Source organism: Glutamicibacter sp. BS14 (genome assembly GCF_056934375.1).
In genome coordinates this window covers 71,693-90,622 of sequence record NZ_CM167801.1, presented here as the reverse complement: position 1 = coordinate 90,622, position 18,930 = coordinate 71,693, and the positions used below count along the sequence as shown (strand labels likewise).

Genomic DNA, 18,930 nt, shown 5'->3' with positions numbered 1-18,930 from the left:
AGACGCTTTTTGCTGCATCTCACAACTTTCCAGATTGAGAGGAAAAATTGAACGACCATAAGCCGAGCAGTTTCCGCAGTTCCCTCGGATACACCTCGCTGACCCTGGCCTCGCTCATCGCAAGGCCGAACGCCGCCCAGCGCAGATCCATATTCTCGGTGCGCACGAGGCAGCTGTTCTCACCGATCTGCTGGATCTGGAACCAGCGGCCAATGAGCGGCTCCAGCTTTTCGGCGCTTGCCTGAATCCGAGCGCTCACTTCTGGTTGCCCGCTGCCGCGCAATCCTACGCGCACAAAGGCCGCCGCATCGCCACCTGGCACTTCACGCGGCGCAAACCGCAATGCCCTGGGTGAGGGGTTCAATGCGCGATCCACCCGGAAACTGCGCCAGTCATCGCGGTCCAGATCAAAGGCCACCAGATAGTAGCGGTTTCCCACGTTCACTAGCTGGACCGGTTCTACGCGGCGCGAGGTTTCTGCTGACTTGGCATCCTTGTAGTCGAAGGCGATTCGTTCATGATCGCGGCACGCCTGGGCCAATGCCACCAGTACCGCCGGATCCACCGGATCCGTTGCGGAGGACTGGGAATTGAGCGGGACAGTGCTCGCGGTCAGCGCCTGCGCCCGCTTCCTCAATCTGGCTGGCAGCACGGGCACAACTTTTCCCATGGCCCGCAACGCGGCCTCGGCCAGCGCAGAAGAACCGCTGTGCACGGTGGATTGCAATGAGACTACCAGCGCGACGGCTTCCTCATCGTCGAGCACCAAGGGAGGCAGCGCGGTGCCGGAGGCCAGCTGGTAGCCGCCGCCCACGCCGCGATCAGCCTGCACCGGATAACCGAGATCGCGCAGCCTGTCGATGTCCCGGCGAACGGTGCGCAGGCTGACATCCAGGCGTTCGGCGAGCTCGTCTCCTGACCAATAGCGATGGGTCTGCAGCAGCGAGAGCAGGCGCAAGAATCTGGTGCTGGTACTCATGCAACAAGTCTGCCTTGATTTAGGACAAAAACTGGCACTTTTCACTTCTACTCTGGTTACTACCAGCTGGAAATACCGGCTGCAGCTTATGCCAGGAGGCAATCATGAGCACCATGTCCATCACCAACACCACCCTCACCGGGGAACGCGCGGACCTGCTCCAGGCTCTGGCCAACGCGAGGCATTTCCTGCGTTTCACTGTCCAGGGCCTGAACGACGAGCAGGCATCGCAACGCACCACGGTGAGCGAGCTGACCCTCGGCGGGTTGATCAAGCACGTGACCGCGGTCGAAAAGCAGTGGCAGGGATTCATCGTCATGGGCCGGGCGGCCATGGCCTGGGACGGAGCGGATTTCAGCCAGATGCCGCCCGAGGCGGTCGAAGCCTTCCTCAATGAATTCCGCATGCAAGACGGAGAAAGCCTGGAAGAGCTGCTGGAGAACTACGCGCAGATTGCCGACCGCACCGACGCGCTGCTGGCAGAGGTGGACCTGGATACCGTGCATGAGCTGCCCTCGGCCCCGTGGTTCACCGACAAGCAGTGGTCGGTGCGCCGCGCCTTGCTGCACATCATTGCCGAGACCACCCAGCATTCGGGGCATGCGGACATCATCCGCGAATCCCTGGACGGGCAGAAATCGATGGGCTAGCCCCCGATGTAGGACATCTCGATGCGCTTGCGGTTGCCTGGGGTCAGCGCGGCGCGCAGCTCCGAGTAGTTGTCATCGCGCTTGCGCCAGTGCCCGGTCAGTGCCTTGGCAAGATCCTCATCGCTGATCCCGTCGCGCATGAGCTGGCGCAGGTCGTAGCCGGAGCCGGCGAACAGGCAGGTGTAGAGCTGGCCTTCGGCCGAGACCCGGGCGCGCGAGCAGTTGCCGCAGAAGGCGTTGGTGACGCTGGAGATCACACCGATCTCTCCGGCGCCGTCCTTGTAGCGCCAGCGGTTGGCCGTTTCACCCGGTTCGGTTTTAGTCACCGGTTCCAGCGCCCAGCACTTATTGACCATGGCCACGACCTCGGAGGAGGGCAGCACCTCATCCAGCTTCCAGCCGTTGGTGGTGCCCACATCCATGTATTCGATGAAGCGCAGGATCGCCCCAGTGCCGCGGAAGTGCTCGGCCAGCGACAGGATCTCCGAGTCATTGACCCCGCGCTTGACCACGGTATTGATCTTCACCGGGCCCAGGCCCACTTCACGGGCCACGTCGATGGCGTGCAGTACCCGGGAGACCGGGAAGTCCACGTCGTTGATGGCCTTGAACTTCTCGTCATCCAAGGAATCCAGGGATATGGTCACGCGGTTCAGCCCGGCTTCCTTCAACGCAGGTGCGAGCACCGGCAGCGCCGACCCGTTGGTGGTCATTGCCAGATCCACCGGCTGGCCCTCGGGGGTGCGCAGCTTGGCGAGCATGCCCACCAGGTCCACGATGCCACGGCGCAGCAGCGGCTCGCCGCCGGTCAACCGCAGCTTGGTGACCCCCAGCGAAACGCTGACGCGGGCCAGCCGCTCGATCTCCTCGAAGCTGAGCAGCTCGGAGCGCTCGCGGAAAACGAAGTCGCGGCCGAAGATCTCCTTGGGCATGCAGTAGACGCAGCGGAAATTGCAGCGGTCTGTCACCGAAATCCGCAGGTCATGCAGGGGCCGTCCACGGGCATCGCCCAGGGTGCCGGCCGCTTGTGCTTTCATACACTCCACAGTAGCCCCCGGCACCGTTGCGTGGAAGACGGTTAACCTGAAAGTAACAAATCAAGTACGCAAAATGGATCGGCCCCGGTTGGCTCGACGGTAGCATTGGCACCAGCCCCCGATTTCAAGGAGATCCCATGCAGCACCGCCCGTTTCCACGGTTCCGAGCCCTTGCCGGGCTCGCGGCGGCCGTGCTGGCTTTGGCGGGCTGTTCGGCCAGCGGCTCTTCCGATCAGGCCGCGTCCGAACCCATCACCATCTCCGCGGCAGCCTCCTTGCAGAGCGCCTTCGAACAGATCTCCGAGGAGTTCACCGCAGAACATCCGGAGGTGCAGATTGCCGGCATCTCCTATGACGGCTCTTCGACCCTGGCCACGCAGATCCTTGAAGGCTCAAACGTGGATGTCTTCGCCTCGGCAGATGAACGCAACATGCTGGAGGTGACCGAGGCCGGGTTCGGCCACGAGCCGGTGATCTTCGCCAGCAACACCATGGTGATCGCGGTGCCGCAGGAGAACCCGGCGGATATCGATTCGCTGGAAGACCTTGCCGGGGCCACCACGGTGCTGTGCGCGCAGCAGGTGCCGTGCGGCTCGGCCTCACGCCAGCTGCTCCAGGCCCAGGGCGTCGAAGTGGTCCCGGCCAGCGAGGAGCAGAATGTCACCGCGGTGCTGCAGAAGGTGGCCGCCGGCGAAGCGGATGCCGGACTGGTCTACGCCACCGATGTACTGGGTGACGAAAACGTCGCCGCGATCGTTCCGGAAGGAGCCGACGAGGTCGTGAACACCTATCCGATCGCCACGCTGGGCCAGAACCCCGGCGCGCAGGCGTTCGTGGACTTCGTGATCAGCGAGCGCGGCCAGGAAATCCTGGCAGAGCACGGTTTCGGCACCGGGGCTGCGCAGGCCAATGGCTAGCGATACCGGGGTACGGGTTCCAGGCTTCGCCATTGCCCCGGCCTTGCTGGGCGTGGGATTGCTGGTGCTGCCGCTGCTGGCGCTTCTCACCCGTGCCAGCTGGTCCACGCTGGTGGCCGATGCCACCAGCCCCCAAGCCCTCTCGGCGCTCTGGCTGAGCTTGCGCACCGGGGTGGCTGCCACCGCCCTGTGCGTGCTGCTCGGCGTGCCGCTGGCGGTGCTGATGGCCCGCAGTTCGGCCCGGGTTGCCCAGCTGTTGCGGGCCTTGATCGCCGTGCCGCTGGTGCTGCCGCCCATGGTCGGCGGCGTGGCCCTGCTCTTCCTCTTCGGGCGCACCAGCCCCATCGGCCAGTTCATCGATTCCCTGTGGGGGATTACCCTGCCCTTTTCCACCGCCGCGGTGGTCATTGCCCAGAGCTTCGTGGCCCTGCCCTTCCTGGTGCTCTCCGTGGAAGGATCGCTGCGGGCCGCCGGCGCCGGGTACGAACAAGCCGCCGCCACCCTGGGCGCCGGGCGCTGGATGGTGCTCACCCGCATCACCTTGCCGCTGGCCGCCCCCGGACTGGTGGCCGGCGTGATCCTGTGCTTCGCGCGGGCCATCGGCGAATTCGGGGCCACCGCGCTATTCGCCGGCAACGCGCCGGGGGTTACCCAGACCATGCCGCTGGCCATCTACACCGCGTTCAACGGGGCTGGAACTGGACGCGACTCGGCCGTTGCCCTGTCGATCCTGCTCCTGGCCACCGCGGTAGTGGTGCTGCTGCTGGTGCGCGCCTGGCGTCCGGGGGCCTTGAAATGACATTGAAGGTTGCGCTGCGCGTGCCGCGCACCGGATTCGACGTGGCCGTTGAATTCGAAGTGCCTGCCGGCAGCACGCTGGCGATGATGGGCCCTAGCGGCTCGGGCAAGTCGACCATTGTGCATGCGATTGCCGGGATCCAGAAGATTGCCGAGGGGCGCATCGAGCTTTCCGGTTCCCTGCTGGCTGACGCGAAGCAGCACCGCCCGCCGCACCTGCGCGAGGTGGGCCTGCTGGGCCAAGACCCGCACCTGTTCCCGCACCTGGATGCGCTGAAGAATATCGCCTTTGGCGCCCGGGCCGGGGGACTGGACAAGGCTGCCGCCAAGGCCGTGGCCGCCGAATGGATCGGGCGGCTGGGACTGGAAGAAATCGCCACCCACCGGCCCGAGGCCCTCTCCGGCGGGCAGCGCCAACGCATTGCGCTGGCCCGGGCCTTGGCCGCCCAGCCCAAGATCCTGCTGATCGACGAGCCCTTCGCCTCGCTGGATGTCGAAGCCGCCATGGACATGCGCGCATTGGTGCGCGAAGAGCTGGAACGCACCGCGACCAGCGCCATCGTCGTCTCGCATTCGGCCGCCGACACCTTGGCGCTCGCCGATGACCTGCTGGTGCTGGAACGGGGAAGCATCATTGCGCAGGGAACCGTCGAGCAGGTCTTCGCCGATCCGGCCAACCGTTTTGTGCGCGCGGTGGTGGCTACCTTGCCAGCGCAGCACCCCAGGAGCATCCAGGGAGAGCAGCCATGAGCACCGTCAATGAACCCGTGGAACTTGAAGTGCACCGCGCGCGGCTGCTGTCGCAGGTCGTGCCGTTGGCCCCGCAGCAGATCGAGGTGGCAGGCGGTTTCGCCCTCCTGCACGGCGCGGTGCTGGCCGAGGATGCCACCTCCACGCACCCGTTGCCGCTGTGGGACAACTCGGCGATGGACGGCTATGCGGTGCGCTCCGAGGATACCGCTGAGGCGCCAATTGCCCTGGAAGTCGTCGGCGAAGTGCCCGCGGGCAGCGGCTGGGACCCGAAGCTGGAACCGGGCCAGTGCGTGAAGATCATGACCGGTGCTCCGATCCCGACGGATGCCGATGCCGTGGTGCGCATCGAGGACACTTCAGCCGCTGCAGATGGCTGGGATGCCGCCACCGTGCAGATCCATGGGCCGGTGCCAGCAGGCAAGGACATCCGCCGCAGCGGCGAGGACAAGGCCGCCGGTGACCTGGTGGCCTATGCCGGCGAGCAGCTCACCGCGGCCCGTCTTTCCGCCTTGGCGGCAGCCGGTGCCAGCAAGCTGTCGGTGCGCACACGGCCCAAGGTGGCCGTGCTGGTCACCGGGGCGGAATTGCTTGCGCCCGGTGAACGGCTCTCGCGCGGGCAAATCCCGGAAACCAATTCGCTGCTCATGGCAGGGCTCCTGGCTGAATCCGGCATACAGGCAGCTACCGTGGTGCACTGCGTGGATGACACTCAAGCGGTCCGCGAACAGCTGGAGGTGCTCGGCTCCACGCATGATGCCATCCTGAGCACTGGGGGAGTAGGCCCCGGCGCCTACGATGTGATGCGCCAGGTGCTGGAAGCCGAACCGGCAGTGCAGGCGGCCCGGGTGAAGATCCGCCCCGGCCAGCCGCAATGCGCGGGCCGTTTGGAGGCCGGTGCGATGGTCTTCGCCCTGCCCGGCAACCCGGTCAGCGCAGCAGTCAGCTTCGAGCTGTTCGTGCGCCCGTGCCTGCGGGCCATGCAAGGCCACCGCGAGGTGCTGCGCCCGACTTTGCGCGCCATCGCCGCGGTGGGATGGAAAGCCGCGGCCGGACGCATGCAGGTCATCCCGGTAGTCTTCGAGCCTGGGGAGCAACTGCGGTGCGCCCCGGCGGTTCACGCCAGCAGCATTTCCCACTCGGTGGGCGGGTTCGGCGCTGCCCAGGGCTACGCGCTGGTCCCGGCTGGCGTCAACCAGATCCACCCCGGCGATGAAGTCGAGGTACTGGGGATGATCCCATGAGCACGCGGCAGCTCGCCAACTTCAATGCCCTGGTGCTCGCCGGCGGCAGGGGCTCTCGGCTGGGCGGCGAAGGCAAAGCCGAAATAGAGCTGCACGGACAGCGCCTGGTTGACCGCGTGGTCGCCGCGGCCCGCACAACCGGCGCACTACGCGTCGTTGTGGTCGGCCCGGATTCCGCTGGTGCCAAGGCCGATTCCGTTCTCCGGGAGGATCCGCCATTCGCTGGTCCCTTGGCAGGCATCGCTGCCGGGCTTGCAGAACTAGCTGCCAGCGCAGGCAGTGAATGGACCATGGTTCTGGCCTGCGACCTGCAACGGCCGGTCGCGGTGGCCACTGCGTTGATCAACGACTTTGGGCAACGCGCAGCCGATGGCTTGCTGCTGGTTGACGCGCAAGGCCACACCCAATGGCTGGCTGGAATCTATCGCACCTCGGCACTGGCTTCGGTCTGCGCAGAGCTGGGCGGGAACCTGGTCAATGCCCCGGTGCGCCGAGCCTTGAATCAGCTGCAGCTGGCGCGGGTACCGGTGGATGATGAAACCAGCAGCGACATTGATACCCCGCAGGCACTGGAAAGCGCCCGCCAGAATGAAAGGAAAGCCATGGCACAGCATCTGCCACCCGAAGCACTGAACGATTGGCTGGAAGCAGCCGCCAAGGAATTGGGTCTGGACTCCGGCGAAGTGGATATCGCTACCGTGCTTGATGTTGCCAAGCATGTAGCTCACGAGGTGGCCCGACCAGCAGCACCCCTGAGTACCTTCCTGCTCGGACTTGCGCTGGGCAGCGTCAAGGGAGACTTGTCCGGGCTGTCGGAGCAGCTGGTTTCCCGGGCGCATCGATGGGCCGACGAGCATCCGGAGGGCGTTGCATAAGTAGCACCGTGTTCCCTTCGCCTCAGTAGGGACCGGCCGTCATGGAAGGCCAGCTGCACCGGGTGGTCGACGGAAGCGGATTCCGGATTACTCACCAGACCCACCTGTTATCTGGGACTTTGCAACCAGCGTGAGCGGAGGCCAGAGGGCCCACCGGACGGGCAGTTCGCGGCGCGGGGATGTTCAGGCAGATGTATGGCTATGGACCAGCTTCTTGCGCTGCGCTGGTTAAAGGCCCGTCGATGGCAGGCCGGCGCTCCAGATATCCCGGAAGCTCATCGGATCCCCAGCAGGTGGCCAGTGGGCCTCAGTGTAGACCATGCTGGCAGGATGTGAAGCCCAAGAAGAATCGTGGCGTCGGTAGCGGTTCCGTGTGCTTGGGTCGGGCGCACCACGAGGTGCGCGTGCACCTCGTACTGGTTTTTCGGTATCAGCCGGTGGATAGCGCGACGCTGGCTGCCAGATGATAATGAACGGAGTCCCGGTAGCTGCATGCCCGATACTGTTGAGCGCTTTTGCCAGTGGCTCAAGGGCTGAGTGGAAAAACTGCCACCGTCTGGATATGTCTTTTATCCGCGAGCTGTATCAAATAGGATTTATTTATGAAGACCCTGTTCGTTGTTTCTACCATTCTTTTTGCTGTTTGTTCGGTGCTTTCCTTTAGCGGAAATCCGATGGTTGGCATCTTTGCGGCCGTGGCCAGCTTGTCATCGCTGGCGGGATTCTTCGTGGTTCGAAATCGCGAGGCGAAGGCTTAGCCCACGTACCTCTCGTCGATGGAGCCGTGGCGTTCACGGTAAACTCGAGAACTATGGCTATCGGCGCGACTATACACACCTTTGAAGTTCAACTTGCTGATGTAGATCGCGGGGTTTACGAGGATCTTTCGCTCCGTGTTGCGCAGCATCCGTCAGAAACCGATGCCTACATGGTCACCCGTGTGCTGGCCTACTGCCTCGAATATGAAGAAGGCATCGCCTTCTCGGCCGGAGGCGTTTCCACCGGGGAAGAGCCAGCCATTTTGGTCAAGGACCTGACCGGACTCATCACCGCGTGGATTGAAGTGGGCGCCCCCGATGCCCAACGCCTGCATTTGGGCAGCAAGCGGGCAGACCGCACCGCCGTCTACACGCACCGCGATCCTGCCAAGCTTCTGGCTTCTTGGCGCGGCAAAACGATCCACCAGTCGCAGGAGATCATGGTGCGCTCCTTCGACCCCAAATTCATTGATGCAGCGGCCCAAGCATTGACCCGCCGCAACACCATGTCCGTCTCGGTGACCGAGGGGCAAATCTACCTTGAATTGAACGGGACGAATCTGGAAACCCAGTTCAGCACGCATGAGATTGAGTAGAAAAGCTTAATCTCTGATTCAGCTCAGTGTGGGGTCGCAGTCATCAGCGCGCTGAAACATGGCCGGTGTACACCAATGACACCGACGGAAGTGCTCCATGAAACTGCGCAATATCACCCTTGGCACGGCAACTCTGGCTTTGGCCGTCACCCTGGCAGCTCCCGCCGTGGCTGCTCAGATCGAACCGACTGGATCTGATCCACTGATCATCGGCCACCGCGGAGCAGCAGGCGTGGCACCGGAGAACACCTTGGCTGCCATCAAGGCAGGCAGCCAGTCCGGCGCCGAATTCATCGAAATTGATGTGCAGCTGTCCAAGGACGGAGTACCGTTCATCTTCCACGACGGTACGCCCTCCCGCACCACGAACGTGGCAGAGGTCTTCCCTGACCGCGTCAATGACCCCATCACGTCATTTACCTGGGAAGAACTGCAGCAGCTCGATGCCGGTTCCTACTTCTCAGACGAGTTCGAGGGAACGAAAATTCCCCATTTCGATGAGGTTCCAGGTGCACTGACCGGTGGCACGGGAGTATTCATCGAAATCAAGGATCCAGCCAAGTCCCCTGGCGTGGAGAAGCTGGTAGCCGACGCGCTGGCTGAGGATCCTGAATGGAAGGCACTGGCAGAGGCCAACAAGATCGAGGTCCTTAGCTTCGACGCAGCATCCAACCAGATCTTTGCCCAACTGGCACCTGAAGTACCACTGCAGCAGCTGACCGGAACCGTGCCTTCTGCCGCGGAACTGGCAACCTACGCGACCTACGCGGATTCTTTCGGCACTAGCTACCGCACCCTTGACGCCGCCGGTGCGCAGCGCGTGAAGGACGCAGGCTTGGGCCTGGGCGTCTACACCGTCAACGCCGTCGAAGCAGCCGATGCTGCACTGGCCCTGGGTGTTGAGCGAATCACCGGCGACTTCCCAGCACAGGTGAACCGCCACATCGCTGGCCAGAAAGATTTCCCTGCCAACAATGGCGTGGTGATTGCCAACGCGATCAATGACGTGCCGGGAGATGACATCGCCCCGGAAAATGGCGAGCACGTTATCCTGGAGAACACCGGAAAGCGCACCATCGATGTCAGCGGCTACATCATTCGCGATGCCGCTAACAACATCCTGGAAATTGGAGAAGGATACGAGCTGGAGACAGGAGATCAGCTGCGCGTGTACTCGGGTCCGGGTACCAACAGCGAAGAAGCCTACTACGTGGACGGACCGGGAATCCTGAACAACGGTGGCGACTCGCTGGCGCTGTGGGATGCCAAGGGCAAGCTCACCGATACCTTCGCGAACTAGCTCTAGGTAGAGCGAACCCCCGGGAACCATTGTGGACTGCTCCCCAGAATTTGGATAGGGAAACCAGTACTACTTCCGGGGAGCAGTCTACAAAAATGGGGCGGTTTTCCGTATTAAGGCAGGCAACCCGCCAGCACTTGGGGGACGCTGACGGGTTTCACCAGCGTGAGGCCGCTCTTGGGGAAACGAACTCAATGCCTGACTGGTGACTTTTCGTAATTGGCCTAGGCCAATAGCTACTGTAGTTGCAGGAGAGTGAAAGGTGAAGTGGGCGGGGATAAAATAAAAACTTTTCCCAATTCCAAAAATTCTCTAGGCGTTATGGGCTTGACGAAGTATTCTGTGCATAGGTTTCACGCCGGACTGACGTTTTTTGGGGAATCGGAAGTCTTTGGGGAGATGGATGGGGATCCATCGCCCAGCGCAAAACTCGCAACCAGCCCTCGTTGATGATCGAATCAGCGAGGGCTGGATTAGTTTAAGTGACAACACGCGGGTGGATTCTCACGAGCAACAAGGCCGCACTCCCCAGTACGGGTCGGGATTTGAATCTGTTGTGGATTCCCAATGAATCAGACCAGCCTCTTTGCCTACACCTCGCTCGACGCTAGGGTGATTGATAGGCGGCCTGACCCAATGCACCGGGAAGGGTCCGCTGTGATCGGTTGCACCGTTTGTTTGCCTTCTTGCTTACCGTTTGTTGGCAGCAACTGTAGCTGGGAACCCCTATCGGTGGTTCCGGTGTTGTAGTAGGCTCCGGGACCACCGCCAGCTTGGAACGCGGACACTAGCTGTTTGGATTCAGCTAGTATGAGAACGACGGTCATGGATGCCGTCAGTTTGGTGATCCGTAAGTGCAAGCGAAACTGCGACTGCGATCTTTCGCCTTGTCTTCGTCATTGTTGTATGTACGTTGTTGGAGAGTTCCATCCGGTTCCCGCCAAACGACTCGATAACTGTAACCGTGCTTTAGCTCTCGTCGTTGTACCGTCGCCACTTCTACCTTTAACCCGGTTGTTCTATCTTTAATGCAACAGATCCGGAGTCTAAGGCAACAAGCCGATTTGAGATAAGAAAAACCCCGGAATCACAAGGATTCCGGGGCTATTCAACGCGGTGACGGTGGGATTTGAACCCATTATCCTATCCGCGCCATTACTGCTAGCTCCCGAATATCCCTTGTGTTTACTGGCATCTGGGCTCATTGGCTCACAGGTGCGCACCACGTCCCACAGGTATTCCTGCACCAAAATGCACCACAGTGCACCACCGTTAGAGCTGTTCGGCGCGCTGCTTGCTGAGGGCTTCGACCACGTTGTCGAGGTCGTCGGGGAACAGTGCCGCGTAGGTGTCCAACGTGACCTTGGCCGACTTGTGGCCGAGCATGCGCTGTACCACCTTGACGTTGGCCCCGGCGCTGATTGCCAGCGATGCCGCCGTGTGCCGCAGGTCGTGGGGCGTGACCCTGCGGAACGACTTGTCGGACGCCTGGGCTCGCTTCACGGCTCCGGTGAACCATCCGGTCTTGGCGTTGCCCGGGTTCGCCCCTCCTACTTAAGTAGTATTTACGCCGTTCTTATTTAATGGTGATTATTAAACGTGCTCGTATCTGAGGCAATTCGATCCAGACCGAGGACTTTTGTTGCGGAGACTCGATTTCGGTCGACCCCCGCTTGGCACGGCAGATGATGCGCCGATCTTTACGAAGATGTAGATTTCGATTCATTCAAAAGGTGATAGTCGTGAAGCTCAAACTTCACTCGATTGCGGACAGGTCAAATGAAGACCACTGCATTCCAATCCCAACATCAAGACAACAATCCAGCTCCGGGGTCACGTACCTCGCGATCGCGTTCGTGGCAATCGCTTCCCTGGTCCTGAGCCTGAGTACGGCTTTGACTAAGCCAGCGGCGGCCGCTTCGTCTCCGGCTGTGACCAGCATCGCCAGCTTCGGCGAGAACGCAGAGATTCTGTCGAAGTCGGAGGCCCTCCAGTTGGCCAAGAATGCCGATCTTCCAACAGAGTCGCTCTCAGGTCTGAAAGTTGACCGTTCCGGCGTCCAAGCATGGTCGATGTCAGACGGGACATCGTATGTGAGCTACCCGCTCGTCGGCGACGGCGTCCAGCTCGCCACAGTCGGTGCACTCCTGGACAACTCAGGCAACGTTGCGCAGCGCACAGAGATGGCTTTCGTTGGCGACGATGCATCTGGTCATGCCCGCATGTGGGTTGACGGAAATCTGACCATGGACAAGCAATTGACCACTGCTGACGCGGCAAACAACGTCACCACATATGCCGGTTTCTGGGACAAGCTCAACAACTGCCTTGCCAACGCGGGCATCCCTGGCTGGGTTATTACCGCCATCACTATCGCCTGCGCGGCGGTCTGCGTAGGAACCGTTGGGCTCGGCTGCGTGGGCTGCATCGCGGCAGCTGCGGGCGTCTGGGGCGGCCAGGTCGGCTATTGCATCGACCAGGCCCAGAAATAGGAAGTGGTCAACATGAAAAAGATTTCGAAAGCAATCATCGCGATGGTTGCAGGCTGGGCGATGCTCTTCGCGGTTGCTAGTCCGGTCAACGCTTCCGAAAGCTCGTTCTCAACCAACCGGCCGCTTTCGGATTCAACTGTTGAGCGAGCGATCGCAATAGCTGAGCCGAGTTTCGACGCTCAGCTGCGAAACGGCGCAGAAGTCGATATCAAGCAGGCAAACGTCGCCCGGATCAATGGCTCCAGTTCGTTGATGGTGGCAGTGGCTACGTCTGGCGACGGCCACAACGAGGGTTCGTTCGCCGTTGCCGTCGTCGACGCCGCGGGAGACGTTGTCCAGAGCTTTGCGCAGGTTCAAGCTACGTACACCAGCGACAGCACTGCCGATGTGAAGCAGTGGGTCGATGGGAGTCTCCTTAAGCAGTGGACTGTTGAAGCCACTCCCGAAGCTGAAGCTCAGGCTGCGAAGGCTTTGAGCGCCATGTCTCCTGCAGACTCGTCGGTGGGCGTTGCGGCCGCTGGTAACGAGGGTGTGATCAAGTGCCTCAACGCGCTGGGCATCTCCACCATGGCGGCGCTCGTGATCATCTCCACCTGTGCGGCATTCTGTGCTGTTACCGTTGGAACAGGCTGCATCATCTGCGTGGCTGGGTTCACCGCTGTCGCTGGCGCATCCGTAGGACAGTGCCTGAGCGGTGCCAGCTAGGCACGAGAAAGGAAACGGCAAATGACAAAGCAACCTAGCAATTCGTCTGCCGCCAGGAAGAGTACCGTGGTGGTGCTTCTGTTCCTTGCGGTAGCCGCGATCAATCTGCCTCGCGTCCCTCAGCTTACTGACTACGCCGTGGTTGGATGGGCTGTCGGCGGAGTGCTGCTGCTCGCAGCACTGATCCTGGCATTCACCAACTACCGCCACCACTCGAAGACCAGCACTTCACGATAGTAGGTAACGCCGGCTCGTTCGTCGAATGAGCCGAGACGAGCACGTCCAGATCCGCTGAGCCTAACCCGAAGAGATCCCCTTGCCGCATACAGCAGCAGGGGGACCTTTCTCTGTGCCCGGCTTCCTGAGGGCAAGCGCGCGTAGCGCGTGCGGCAGCCCGCCGGGAGGCTATTGGTTCGCAGCGTCCTGCTTGCGCGATGCCCAGTAGGGGCACTCTTCACCGTGGTTGCCCCGGTCGCAGGCGTGCGGGCCGGCATGGTGGTGGAAGCCGTGTTCGCAACGCATGACGACCATGTTGCGACGTCCCTCCGCTGAAATATGCACCACATGTGCACCACGCCAGTTCTTTAAAGGAAGAAAACCCCTGGCTGACCAGGGGTTTTCATTGGCGGTGACGGTGGGATTTGAACCCACGGTACGGGGTTACCGTACACAACATTTCGAGTGTTGCACCTTCGGCCGCTCGGACACGTCACCAGACCTGATAACTCTATAACGAACATCAGGCGAAAACAAAAACGAGAGCGCTGTTTTTGGCCTGAAGTGTTCCGAAACACATCAACGTCGGTTTCTAGCCGCGCTTGCTCCGGAAGAATTCACGCAACAGGTCACCGCATTCTTCTTCCTTGACCCGCGAGTACACCTCGACCCAATGGTTCAATCGCGGTTCACGGACGATATCGAAGACCGAGCCGCACGCGCCGGCCTTCTCGTCCCAGGCCCCGAAGACCAATTTGGGAATGCGCGAAAGGACTATTGCCCCGGCGCACATGGCGCAGGGCTCAAGGGTCACCACCAGGGTGCAGTCGGATAAGCGCCAGCCATCATCTTGTCCCTTGGCTTCCAAGGCCTTGACCGCATTGCGAATGGCGACCACCTCGGCATGCGCCGTGGGGTCCTTGATGGCCTCGCGCTCGTTGCGTCCGGTGGCCAGGACTTCGCCTTCGGGGGAGAGGATGACGGCGCCGATGGGTACGTCATCAGTGGCCAGCGCTTCGCGCGCTTCAGCCAAGGCGAGGTCCATCCAAGCATCAAATTCGTGCACCATAGTGCTTTCACTTTACGTGTTTTGGGACGGTAGCCGGGCGCTCGGAGTGTGGTGCACTGCGCACTGCACTGAAGTTTGCTGTTTCCTTGGGCACACCAAAGTGCTTTAACGGCGGGAAATCGGGGATATCTCTCGATTTGCCTGAGTCGGTGCTGATAGATTTCTACTTATGCGCGTACAGGTAGTCGACCACCCACTGGTGGCACACAAGGTTTCGGTTCTTCGTGATAAGAACACCCCATCCTCGATTTTCCGCCAGCTGACCGACGAACTGGTCACCCTGCTGGCTTATGAGGCAACCCGCGAGGTGAAAACCGAAAACGTTGAGGTGCAGACCCCGGTCGCCACCACCACCGGTACCTCCATTGCCAAGCCGACCCCGCTGGTTGTCCCCATCCTGCGCGCCGGCCTGGGCATGCTCGAAGGCATGACCCGCCTGGTTCCGACCGCTGAGGTCGGCTTCCTGGGCATGGCCCGCAACGAGGCAACCCTGGACATCATCACCTACGCTGACCGCGTGCCAAATGACTTGGCCGGCCGCCAAGTGTTCGTGCTGGATCCGATGCTGGCCACCGGCGGCACCCTGGCCGAGGCCATCAAGTTCATCTTCGAACGCGGCGCAGAATCCGTTACCTGCATTTGCCTGATCGCTGCCCCTGAGGGCATCGAGCGTCTGAAGGAAATCCACGGTGGCGATCATCGCGTGCACATCGTGCTGGCAGCGATGGACGAAAAGCTGGACGAGAAGTCCTACATCATCCCAGGCCTGGGCGATGCCGGCGACCGCCTGTATGGCGTGACCCCGCCCATTGCCTAGTTCCAGCTAAGCGATGTGCCCGAAGGCTGCGGTGACTACACCGCAGCCTTCGGCGTTTCTTCATCGGTTTCGGGCGTGTCCAACGGAAGCCGGACCTCGAAGACGGTATCTCCTGGCTGGGAGGTGACCGTGACGGTGCCCCCGTGGGCTTCGACGATGCTCTTGGCGATCGGCAGGCCCAGCCCGGTCGTGCCATCGGAGCCAGAACGCGCCTTGTCGGCGCGGGTGAAACGTTCGAAGACCCGAGGCAGGAATTCCGGGGCAATGCCCTCACCGGTGTCGTGAACCCGGATGATGGCTTCATCGGTGTCTTCGTCTTGGTCCACCGAAACGGTGACGGTGTTTCCGGCCGTCGTGTGCTTGCGGGCGTTGGCCAAGAGGTTGGTGATCACCCGGCGAAGCGAGGCCGAGTCGCCATTGACAATGGTCTGCGGCGCCTGGCAGTCGAACTCCCAATGGTGGTCGCTCGCGGTGAGCTTGAAGTCCTCGGTGATATCCGATGTCAGCGAGCACAGGTCAATTTCGCTGCGCTTGAACGCATTCTCCTCATCCAGCCGAGCCAGGAGCAGCAGATTCTCAACCAGTGAGCTCATTCGGCTGCTTTGCTGCAGAACGCGGTCCACCGAGCGCTGCCCGTCCGGGGAGAAATGCTCGGTGGCCGAGAGCAGCTCGGTGTAGCCGCGGATCGCCGAGAGCGGAGTGCGCAGTTCGTGCGAGGCATCGGCGACAAATTGGCGCATCTGGGCCTGGGACTTCTCGCGGGCGGTCAGTGCGGTGGCGACGTTGCTGATCATCGCGTTCAGCGCATTGCCGACATTGCCCACCTCGGTACCGGGGACTGCATCTTGCGCCGGGACGCGCTGGGTCAGGTCCACCTTTCCTGAATCAAGCTCTTCGGCGGCAACCGAAGCAGCCACGGTGGCCACGCGCTTCAGCGAGGCAAGCGAGCGGGAGATCAGCCACGAACCGGCCAGGCCCGCACCGGCGATCAGGATCAAGGCGATGAACAGCGTCAGCCAGGCCATGCCGCGCAACGCCAGATCGGTGCTGTGCAGGGGCAAACCGACAATCAGGATGCCGTTGGATCCAGAGTCCTTGACTGCGACGAGGTAATAGTCGCCCACAGTCAGGTGGGCACGTACCGGCTTGAACTGCCCGCCGGCACGCAACGTGCTCAGCTCCAGATCCACCATCGGGATGGCATCTTCCTGGCTCAGCTGCTTCAGCACGCCGGTGCGTTCGTCCAGCACACCGCCGTTGAAGACGTATTTGTCGACGAACCGCGCGGTCAGCGTGCCGGCGGACTGGCCGGGGGCATCAAGCCGGGAGTTCACCGCTGGTGCACCCTGCGAATAAGTCAGCGCGCGTTCGGTGGTGAGCCGCAGCTGGCTGTTGAGCTGGTCCATCAAGGTCTGGCGCATGCCCGCGTTATAGAGCAGGCCGAGCAAGACAGATACGGCGGTGACCGAGGTCAGCAGGATGAGCAGCAGTTTGCGCTGCAGCGCGTGCGGCGAGCTCACCCTGGTGTTCGGGGAAAAGAAACTCATGCAGCCGGCTTCAGCACGTAGCCAACGCCACGCACGGTGTGGATCATCGGCTCCGCGTCAACGTCAATCTTCTTGCGCAGGTACGAGATGTACAGTTCGACGATGTTCGCCTGGCCGTCGAAATCGTAGTGCCAGACGTTGTCCAGGATCTGCGACTTGGATACCACGCGGCGGGCGTTGTTCATCAGGTAGCTGAGCAGGTCGAATTCGGTGGCGGTCAGCGAAATTTCGCGGCCTGCGCGGGATACGTCGTGCGAGTCCATGTTCAGCACCAGATCGCCGACGACCAATTCAGCGGAATCCGCAGTGGCCGCACCGGAACGTTCCACGAGTCGGTGCAATCGGATCAGGACCTCTTCGAGGCTGAAGGGCTTGGCGACGTAGTCGTCTGCACCGGCCCCCAGGCCCTCGATACGGTCTTCAACCGCGTCCTTGGCAGTGAGGAAAAGTACGGGGATTTCAGGGAAGTGGGTGCGCACCTTGCGCAACACCTCGGGGCCGTCGAACCCAGGCAGCATCCAGTCGAGAACCAGTACGTCCGGCGCTAGGGAGCGAGCGGTGGCTACTGCTTCGGGCCCATCGTGGGCCATCGTGGCTTCCCAGCCGAGCATGCGGGTTCCCATGGCGACCAATTCCGCCAATGAAGGTTCATCATCGACCACGAGAACTTTGATTGCCGTGCCATCAGGGTGAGTCAGCCGGGGCAATTGCGAAGGGGAGAATCGTGATTCATTCATGTTAATCAGCTTGTCCTATTGCCATGGGCCGAGAATATGTTTTTGCTGTGTGCCAGCTATGACTATAAGTCGATTTTATGCGGGGAAAACCCGAACCGATAGTGGTTAATTTGGTCAACCCCCAAGAACGACGAATGATTGAAGCGTGGACGGACCATAGTGATGAATGAATATTCAGGCCTATGAATGGACCGGACATAATGACGAAGTTCTATTGATATGTTGACCATATTGTTTAGTTAAGCGCTTAGGTAGCCTAGAATTGTCTAAAGTGTTGTGCGTCACGTTTGGAAACATTCGTCTCACTATGTGGACGCAGGTGTTCATTGTTACTTGCAAGTTGCCAATGTTACGAGGAAACTAGAGGTGTGAGTACGGCGCAGGACGGTAAAAGCACCTCGGATTCCAACATCGAGTTGCCCAAGATCGTCCTCAACGAATGCTCGGCGTCCATGGCCTCCAAGCCGAATTATGAGTGATTTGTAATCCGATTTTGGGAGTTATTGACGGGAAACCCAACTGCTGAACGTGGACGAAGGCCGCGAACAGCGCAAGCAAAACCCGAAGCATGAGCGCCAAACCACTTGGCCTTCGCACTAAAAGAGGAAAAGATTATGTCGGCTGGTTCCGGATACGTCCACGTTTCAATTCGCAATGCGCAGAACCGCGCAGCAGCTGCGCAGCGTTCAGCTTCTGGCAGCTATGCACCAGCGGGTTACCGTCCGCTGCGCGCGGTTTCCAATGTTCATGAAACACGTGATGCATCGCATCAGCCGGCTAGCACTCCAGTGCAGTCAACAGGCCAGCCAAGCGCCGACACCTCCGCACGCGGCTTCGTGCTCTACGTGGGCCTGGATGAAACTGCCGCCCAGGCGCAGGGCACCTCGCTGGGCAAGCTGGCCACCCAGGTCCGCGCCTTCCTGGCCACCTTGTCGCCGCAAGCGCAGACCCATGCCGCCGTGGCACTGGCTCCAACTAGCGCCCAGGGTGAGCCCATCGATGTAGTTCGCCAGGCTTTGGGCGATCCGACGATTTCCCGCCGGCCACGCGCTGAAGCCCGTCCATCCACCCCGCGCCCATCTGGCGTGCTGATCGACCTCTCGCGCCGCGAAGTCTACCTGGATGGCGAAACCCTGAACCTGACCTTCAAGGAATTCGAGCTGCTGAACTTCCTCGTGGAAAACGGCACCCGCACCGTAGGCCGCGAAGAGCTGCTGGAAAACCTGTGGCGCAATGCCGAAGAAGTCCCTAACGAACGCACCATCGACGTGCATATCCGTCGTCTGCGTTCCAAGCTCGGACGCCTGGCCAATACCGTGCGCACCGTACGTGGCCAGGGCTACCGCTTCTACGAGCACCCAGAAGTTGTTGTCTGGGCAGCTCCGGAATACTCCATCTAGCATCAGCTGGCAGCAGTGGCGGGCAAACCGGGTTCGGTTTGCC

The 18,930-nt window shown here is 61.3% G+C and carries 19 protein-coding genes, 1 tRNA gene and 1 pseudogene; 14 read left to right on the top strand and 7 right to left on the bottom strand.

Features of this window, described 5'->3' with window-relative positions:
- Window positions 1–19 precede the first annotated feature (19 nt).
- Window positions 20–979, bottom strand: a complete 960-nt coding sequence (locus tag AC1Z36_RS00425; protein ID WP_483561558.1) for a helix-turn-helix transcriptional regulator — start codon at window positions 977–979, stop codon at window positions 20–22.
- A gap of 104 nt (window positions 980–1,083) precedes the next feature.
- On the opposite strand from AC1Z36_RS00425, the gene AC1Z36_RS00420 reads away from it, so the two are divergent.
- Window positions 1,084–1,629, top strand: coding sequence for a DinB family protein (locus tag AC1Z36_RS00420; RefSeq protein ID WP_105658836.1), 546 nt, complete (start codon window positions 1,084–1,086; stop codon window positions 1,627–1,629).
- On the opposite strand, the gene moaA is transcribed toward AC1Z36_RS00420, so the two are convergent.
- Complete coding sequence (moaA, locus tag AC1Z36_RS00415; protein ID WP_105658835.1) at window positions 1,626–2,666, bottom strand: GTP 3',8-cyclase MoaA; 1,041 nt, start codon at window positions 2,664–2,666, stop codon at window positions 1,626–1,628. The genes AC1Z36_RS00420 and moaA overlap by 4 nt on opposite strands.
- 137 nt (window positions 2,667–2,803) lie before the next feature.
- On the opposite strand from moaA, the gene modA reads away from it, so the two are divergent.
- From modA to AC1Z36_RS00375, 8 genes are all read left to right on the top strand, one after another.
- Complete coding sequence (modA, locus tag AC1Z36_RS00410; RefSeq protein WP_105658834.1) at window positions 2,804–3,583, top strand: molybdate ABC transporter substrate-binding protein; 780 nt, start codon at window positions 2,804–2,806, stop codon at window positions 3,581–3,583.
- Window positions 3,576–4,382, top strand: a complete 807-nt coding sequence (locus AC1Z36_RS00405; RefSeq protein WP_332499125.1) for an ABC transporter permease — start codon at window positions 3,576–3,578, stop codon at window positions 4,380–4,382. The genes modA and AC1Z36_RS00405 overlap by 8 nt, the downstream gene beginning before the upstream one ends.
- Complete coding sequence (locus AC1Z36_RS00400; RefSeq protein WP_332489267.1) at window positions 4,379–5,131, top strand: ATP-binding cassette domain-containing protein; 753 nt, start codon at window positions 4,379–4,381, stop codon at window positions 5,129–5,131. Before AC1Z36_RS00405 ends, AC1Z36_RS00400 begins: the two co-directional genes overlap by 4 nt.
- Complete coding sequence (locus AC1Z36_RS00395) at window positions 5,128–6,375, top strand: molybdopterin molybdotransferase MoeA (RefSeq protein WP_105658831.1); 1,248 nt, start codon at window positions 5,128–5,130, stop codon at window positions 6,373–6,375. The genes AC1Z36_RS00400 and AC1Z36_RS00395 overlap by 4 nt, the downstream gene beginning before the upstream one ends.
- A complete protein-coding gene (locus AC1Z36_RS00390; protein ID WP_105658830.1) occupies window positions 6,372–7,250 on the top strand; it encodes an NTP transferase domain-containing protein in 879 nt (292 codons plus the stop codon). Before AC1Z36_RS00395 ends, AC1Z36_RS00390 begins: the two co-directional genes overlap by 4 nt.
- 602 nt (window positions 7,251–7,852) lie before the next feature.
- A complete protein-coding gene (locus AC1Z36_RS00385) occupies window positions 7,853–8,008 on the top strand; it encodes a hypothetical protein (RefSeq protein ID WP_166650883.1) in 156 nt (51 codons plus the stop codon).
- 53 nt (window positions 8,009–8,061) lie between these two features.
- Window positions 8,062–8,604 (top strand): YaeQ family protein, encoded by a 543-nt coding sequence (locus tag AC1Z36_RS00380; RefSeq protein WP_105658829.1) that lies wholly within the window; start codon window positions 8,062–8,064, stop codon window positions 8,602–8,604.
- A 97-nt stretch (window positions 8,605–8,701) separates the two neighbouring features.
- On the top strand, window positions 8,702–9,904 hold the full coding sequence (locus AC1Z36_RS00375) for a glycerophosphodiester phosphodiesterase family protein (RefSeq protein WP_105662481.1): 1,203 nt from the start codon (window positions 8,702–8,704) through the stop codon (window positions 9,902–9,904).
- A gap of 1,272 nt (window positions 9,905–11,176) precedes the next feature.
- Here the strand turns inward: AC1Z36_RS00375 and AC1Z36_RS00370 are convergent.
- A pseudogene (locus AC1Z36_RS00370) lies at window positions 11,177–11,425 on the bottom strand (tyrosine-type recombinase/integrase); the annotation flags it as partial.
- A gap of 221 nt (window positions 11,426–11,646) precedes the next feature.
- Here AC1Z36_RS00370 and AC1Z36_RS00365 point away from each other — a divergent pair.
- Genes AC1Z36_RS00365 through AC1Z36_RS00355 form a run of 3 tightly spaced genes read left to right on the top strand, consistent with a single transcriptional unit; the run spans window position 11,647 to window position 13,338 of the window.
- Window positions 11,647–12,396 (top strand): hypothetical protein, encoded by a 750-nt coding sequence (locus tag AC1Z36_RS00365; RefSeq protein ID WP_146112334.1) that lies wholly within the window; start codon window positions 11,647–11,649, stop codon window positions 12,394–12,396.
- 12 nt (window positions 12,397–12,408) lie between these two features.
- Complete coding sequence (locus AC1Z36_RS00360) at window positions 12,409–13,101, top strand: hypothetical protein (protein WP_105658824.1); 693 nt, start codon at window positions 12,409–12,411, stop codon at window positions 13,099–13,101.
- Window positions 13,102–13,122: 21 nt separating this feature from the next.
- On the top strand, window positions 13,123–13,338 hold the full coding sequence (locus AC1Z36_RS00355; protein ID WP_133835086.1) for a hypothetical protein: 216 nt from the start codon (window positions 13,123–13,125) through the stop codon (window positions 13,336–13,338).
- A 386-nt stretch (window positions 13,339–13,724) separates the two neighbouring features.
- On the opposite strand, the gene AC1Z36_RS00350 is transcribed toward AC1Z36_RS00355, so the two are convergent.
- Window positions 13,725–13,815: transfer RNA gene (locus tag AC1Z36_RS00350), tRNA-Ser, on the bottom strand.
- Between the two features lie 94 nt (window positions 13,816–13,909).
- Window positions 13,910–14,386, bottom strand: a complete 477-nt coding sequence (gene tadA, locus AC1Z36_RS00345; RefSeq protein WP_105658823.1) for a tRNA adenosine(34) deaminase TadA — start codon at window positions 14,384–14,386, stop codon at window positions 13,910–13,912.
- Between the two features lie 169 nt (window positions 14,387–14,555).
- Here tadA and upp point away from each other — a divergent pair, with 169 nt between their 5' ends.
- Complete coding sequence (gene upp, locus AC1Z36_RS00340; protein WP_105658822.1) at window positions 14,556–15,203, top strand: uracil phosphoribosyltransferase; 648 nt, start codon at window positions 14,556–14,558, stop codon at window positions 15,201–15,203.
- Window positions 15,204–15,238: 35 nt separating this feature from the next.
- Here upp and AC1Z36_RS00335 read toward each other — a convergent pair whose 3' ends face one another.
- Together AC1Z36_RS00335 and AC1Z36_RS00330 are read right to left on the bottom strand one after the other, a co-directional pair.
- Complete coding sequence (locus AC1Z36_RS00335; RefSeq protein ID WP_483561557.1) at window positions 15,239–16,750, bottom strand: sensor histidine kinase; 1,512 nt, start codon at window positions 16,748–16,750, stop codon at window positions 15,239–15,241.
- Complete coding sequence (locus AC1Z36_RS00330) at window positions 16,747–17,487, bottom strand: response regulator transcription factor (RefSeq protein WP_105658820.1); 741 nt, start codon at window positions 17,485–17,487, stop codon at window positions 16,747–16,749. The genes AC1Z36_RS00335 and AC1Z36_RS00330 overlap by 4 nt, the downstream gene beginning before the upstream one ends.
- Window positions 17,488–18,101: 614 nt before the next feature.
- Between AC1Z36_RS00330 and AC1Z36_RS00325 the strand changes: the two genes are divergently transcribed.
- Window positions 18,102–18,887 carry a winged helix-turn-helix domain-containing protein gene (locus AC1Z36_RS00325; RefSeq protein WP_105658819.1) on the top strand — a complete coding sequence of 262 codons (786 nt, stop codon included), beginning with the start codon at window positions 18,102–18,104 and terminating at the stop codon, window positions 18,885–18,887.
- Window positions 18,888–18,930: the final 43 nt, after the last annotated feature.

Excerpts from the sequence above, each read along its gene's own strand:
- AC1Z36_RS00420 (WP_105658836.1), top strand. The coding sequence starts at position 1,084 with ATGAGCACCATGTCCATCACCAACACCACCCTCACCGGGGAACGCGCG.
- AC1Z36_RS00325 (WP_105658819.1), top strand. The coding sequence starts at position 18,102 with ATGTCGGCTGGTTCCGGATACGTCCACGTTTCAATTCGCAATGCGCAG.
- AC1Z36_RS00360 (WP_105658824.1), top strand. The coding sequence starts at position 12,409 with ATGAAAAAGATTTCGAAAGCAATCATCGCGATGGTTGCAGGCTGGGCG.
- AC1Z36_RS00400 (WP_332489267.1), top strand. The coding sequence starts at position 4,379 with ATGACATTGAAGGTTGCGCTGCGCGTGCCGCGCACCGGATTCGACGTG.
- AC1Z36_RS00330 (WP_105658820.1), bottom strand. The coding sequence starts at position 17,487 with ATGAATGAATCACGATTCTCCCCTTCGCAATTGCCCCGGCTGACTCAC.
- moaA (WP_105658835.1), bottom strand. The coding sequence starts at position 2,666 with ATGAAAGCACAAGCGGCCGGCACCCTGGGCGATGCCCGTGGACGGCCC.
- AC1Z36_RS00380 (WP_105658829.1), top strand. The coding sequence starts at position 8,062 with ATGGCTATCGGCGCGACTATACACACCTTTGAAGTTCAACTTGCTGAT.
- AC1Z36_RS00395 (WP_105658831.1), top strand. The coding sequence starts at position 5,128 with ATGAGCACCGTCAATGAACCCGTGGAACTTGAAGTGCACCGCGCGCGG.
- AC1Z36_RS00355 (WP_133835086.1), top strand. The coding sequence starts at position 13,123 with ATGACAAAGCAACCTAGCAATTCGTCTGCCGCCAGGAAGAGTACCGTG.
- tadA (WP_105658823.1), bottom strand. The coding sequence starts at position 14,386 with ATGGTGCACGAATTTGATGCTTGGATGGACCTCGCCTTGGCTGAAGCG.
- AC1Z36_RS00425 (WP_483561558.1), bottom strand. The coding sequence starts at position 979 with ATGAGTACCAGCACCAGATTCTTGCGCCTGCTCTCGCTGCTGCAGACC.
- upp (WP_105658822.1), top strand. The coding sequence starts at position 14,556 with ATGCGCGTACAGGTAGTCGACCACCCACTGGTGGCACACAAGGTTTCG.
- modA (WP_105658834.1), top strand. The coding sequence starts at position 2,804 with ATGCAGCACCGCCCGTTTCCACGGTTCCGAGCCCTTGCCGGGCTCGCG.
- AC1Z36_RS00390 (WP_105658830.1), top strand. The coding sequence starts at position 6,372 with ATGAGCACGCGGCAGCTCGCCAACTTCAATGCCCTGGTGCTCGCCGGC.
- AC1Z36_RS00405 (WP_332499125.1), top strand. The coding sequence starts at position 3,576 with ATGGCTAGCGATACCGGGGTACGGGTTCCAGGCTTCGCCATTGCCCCG.
- AC1Z36_RS00385 (WP_166650883.1), top strand. The coding sequence starts at position 7,853 with ATGAAGACCCTGTTCGTTGTTTCTACCATTCTTTTTGCTGTTTGTTCG.
- AC1Z36_RS00335 (WP_483561557.1), bottom strand. The coding sequence starts at position 16,750 with ATGAGTTTCTTTTCCCCGAACACCAGGGTGAGCTCGCCGCACGCGCTG.
- AC1Z36_RS00375 (WP_105662481.1), top strand. The coding sequence starts at position 8,702 with ATGAAACTGCGCAATATCACCCTTGGCACGGCAACTCTGGCTTTGGCC.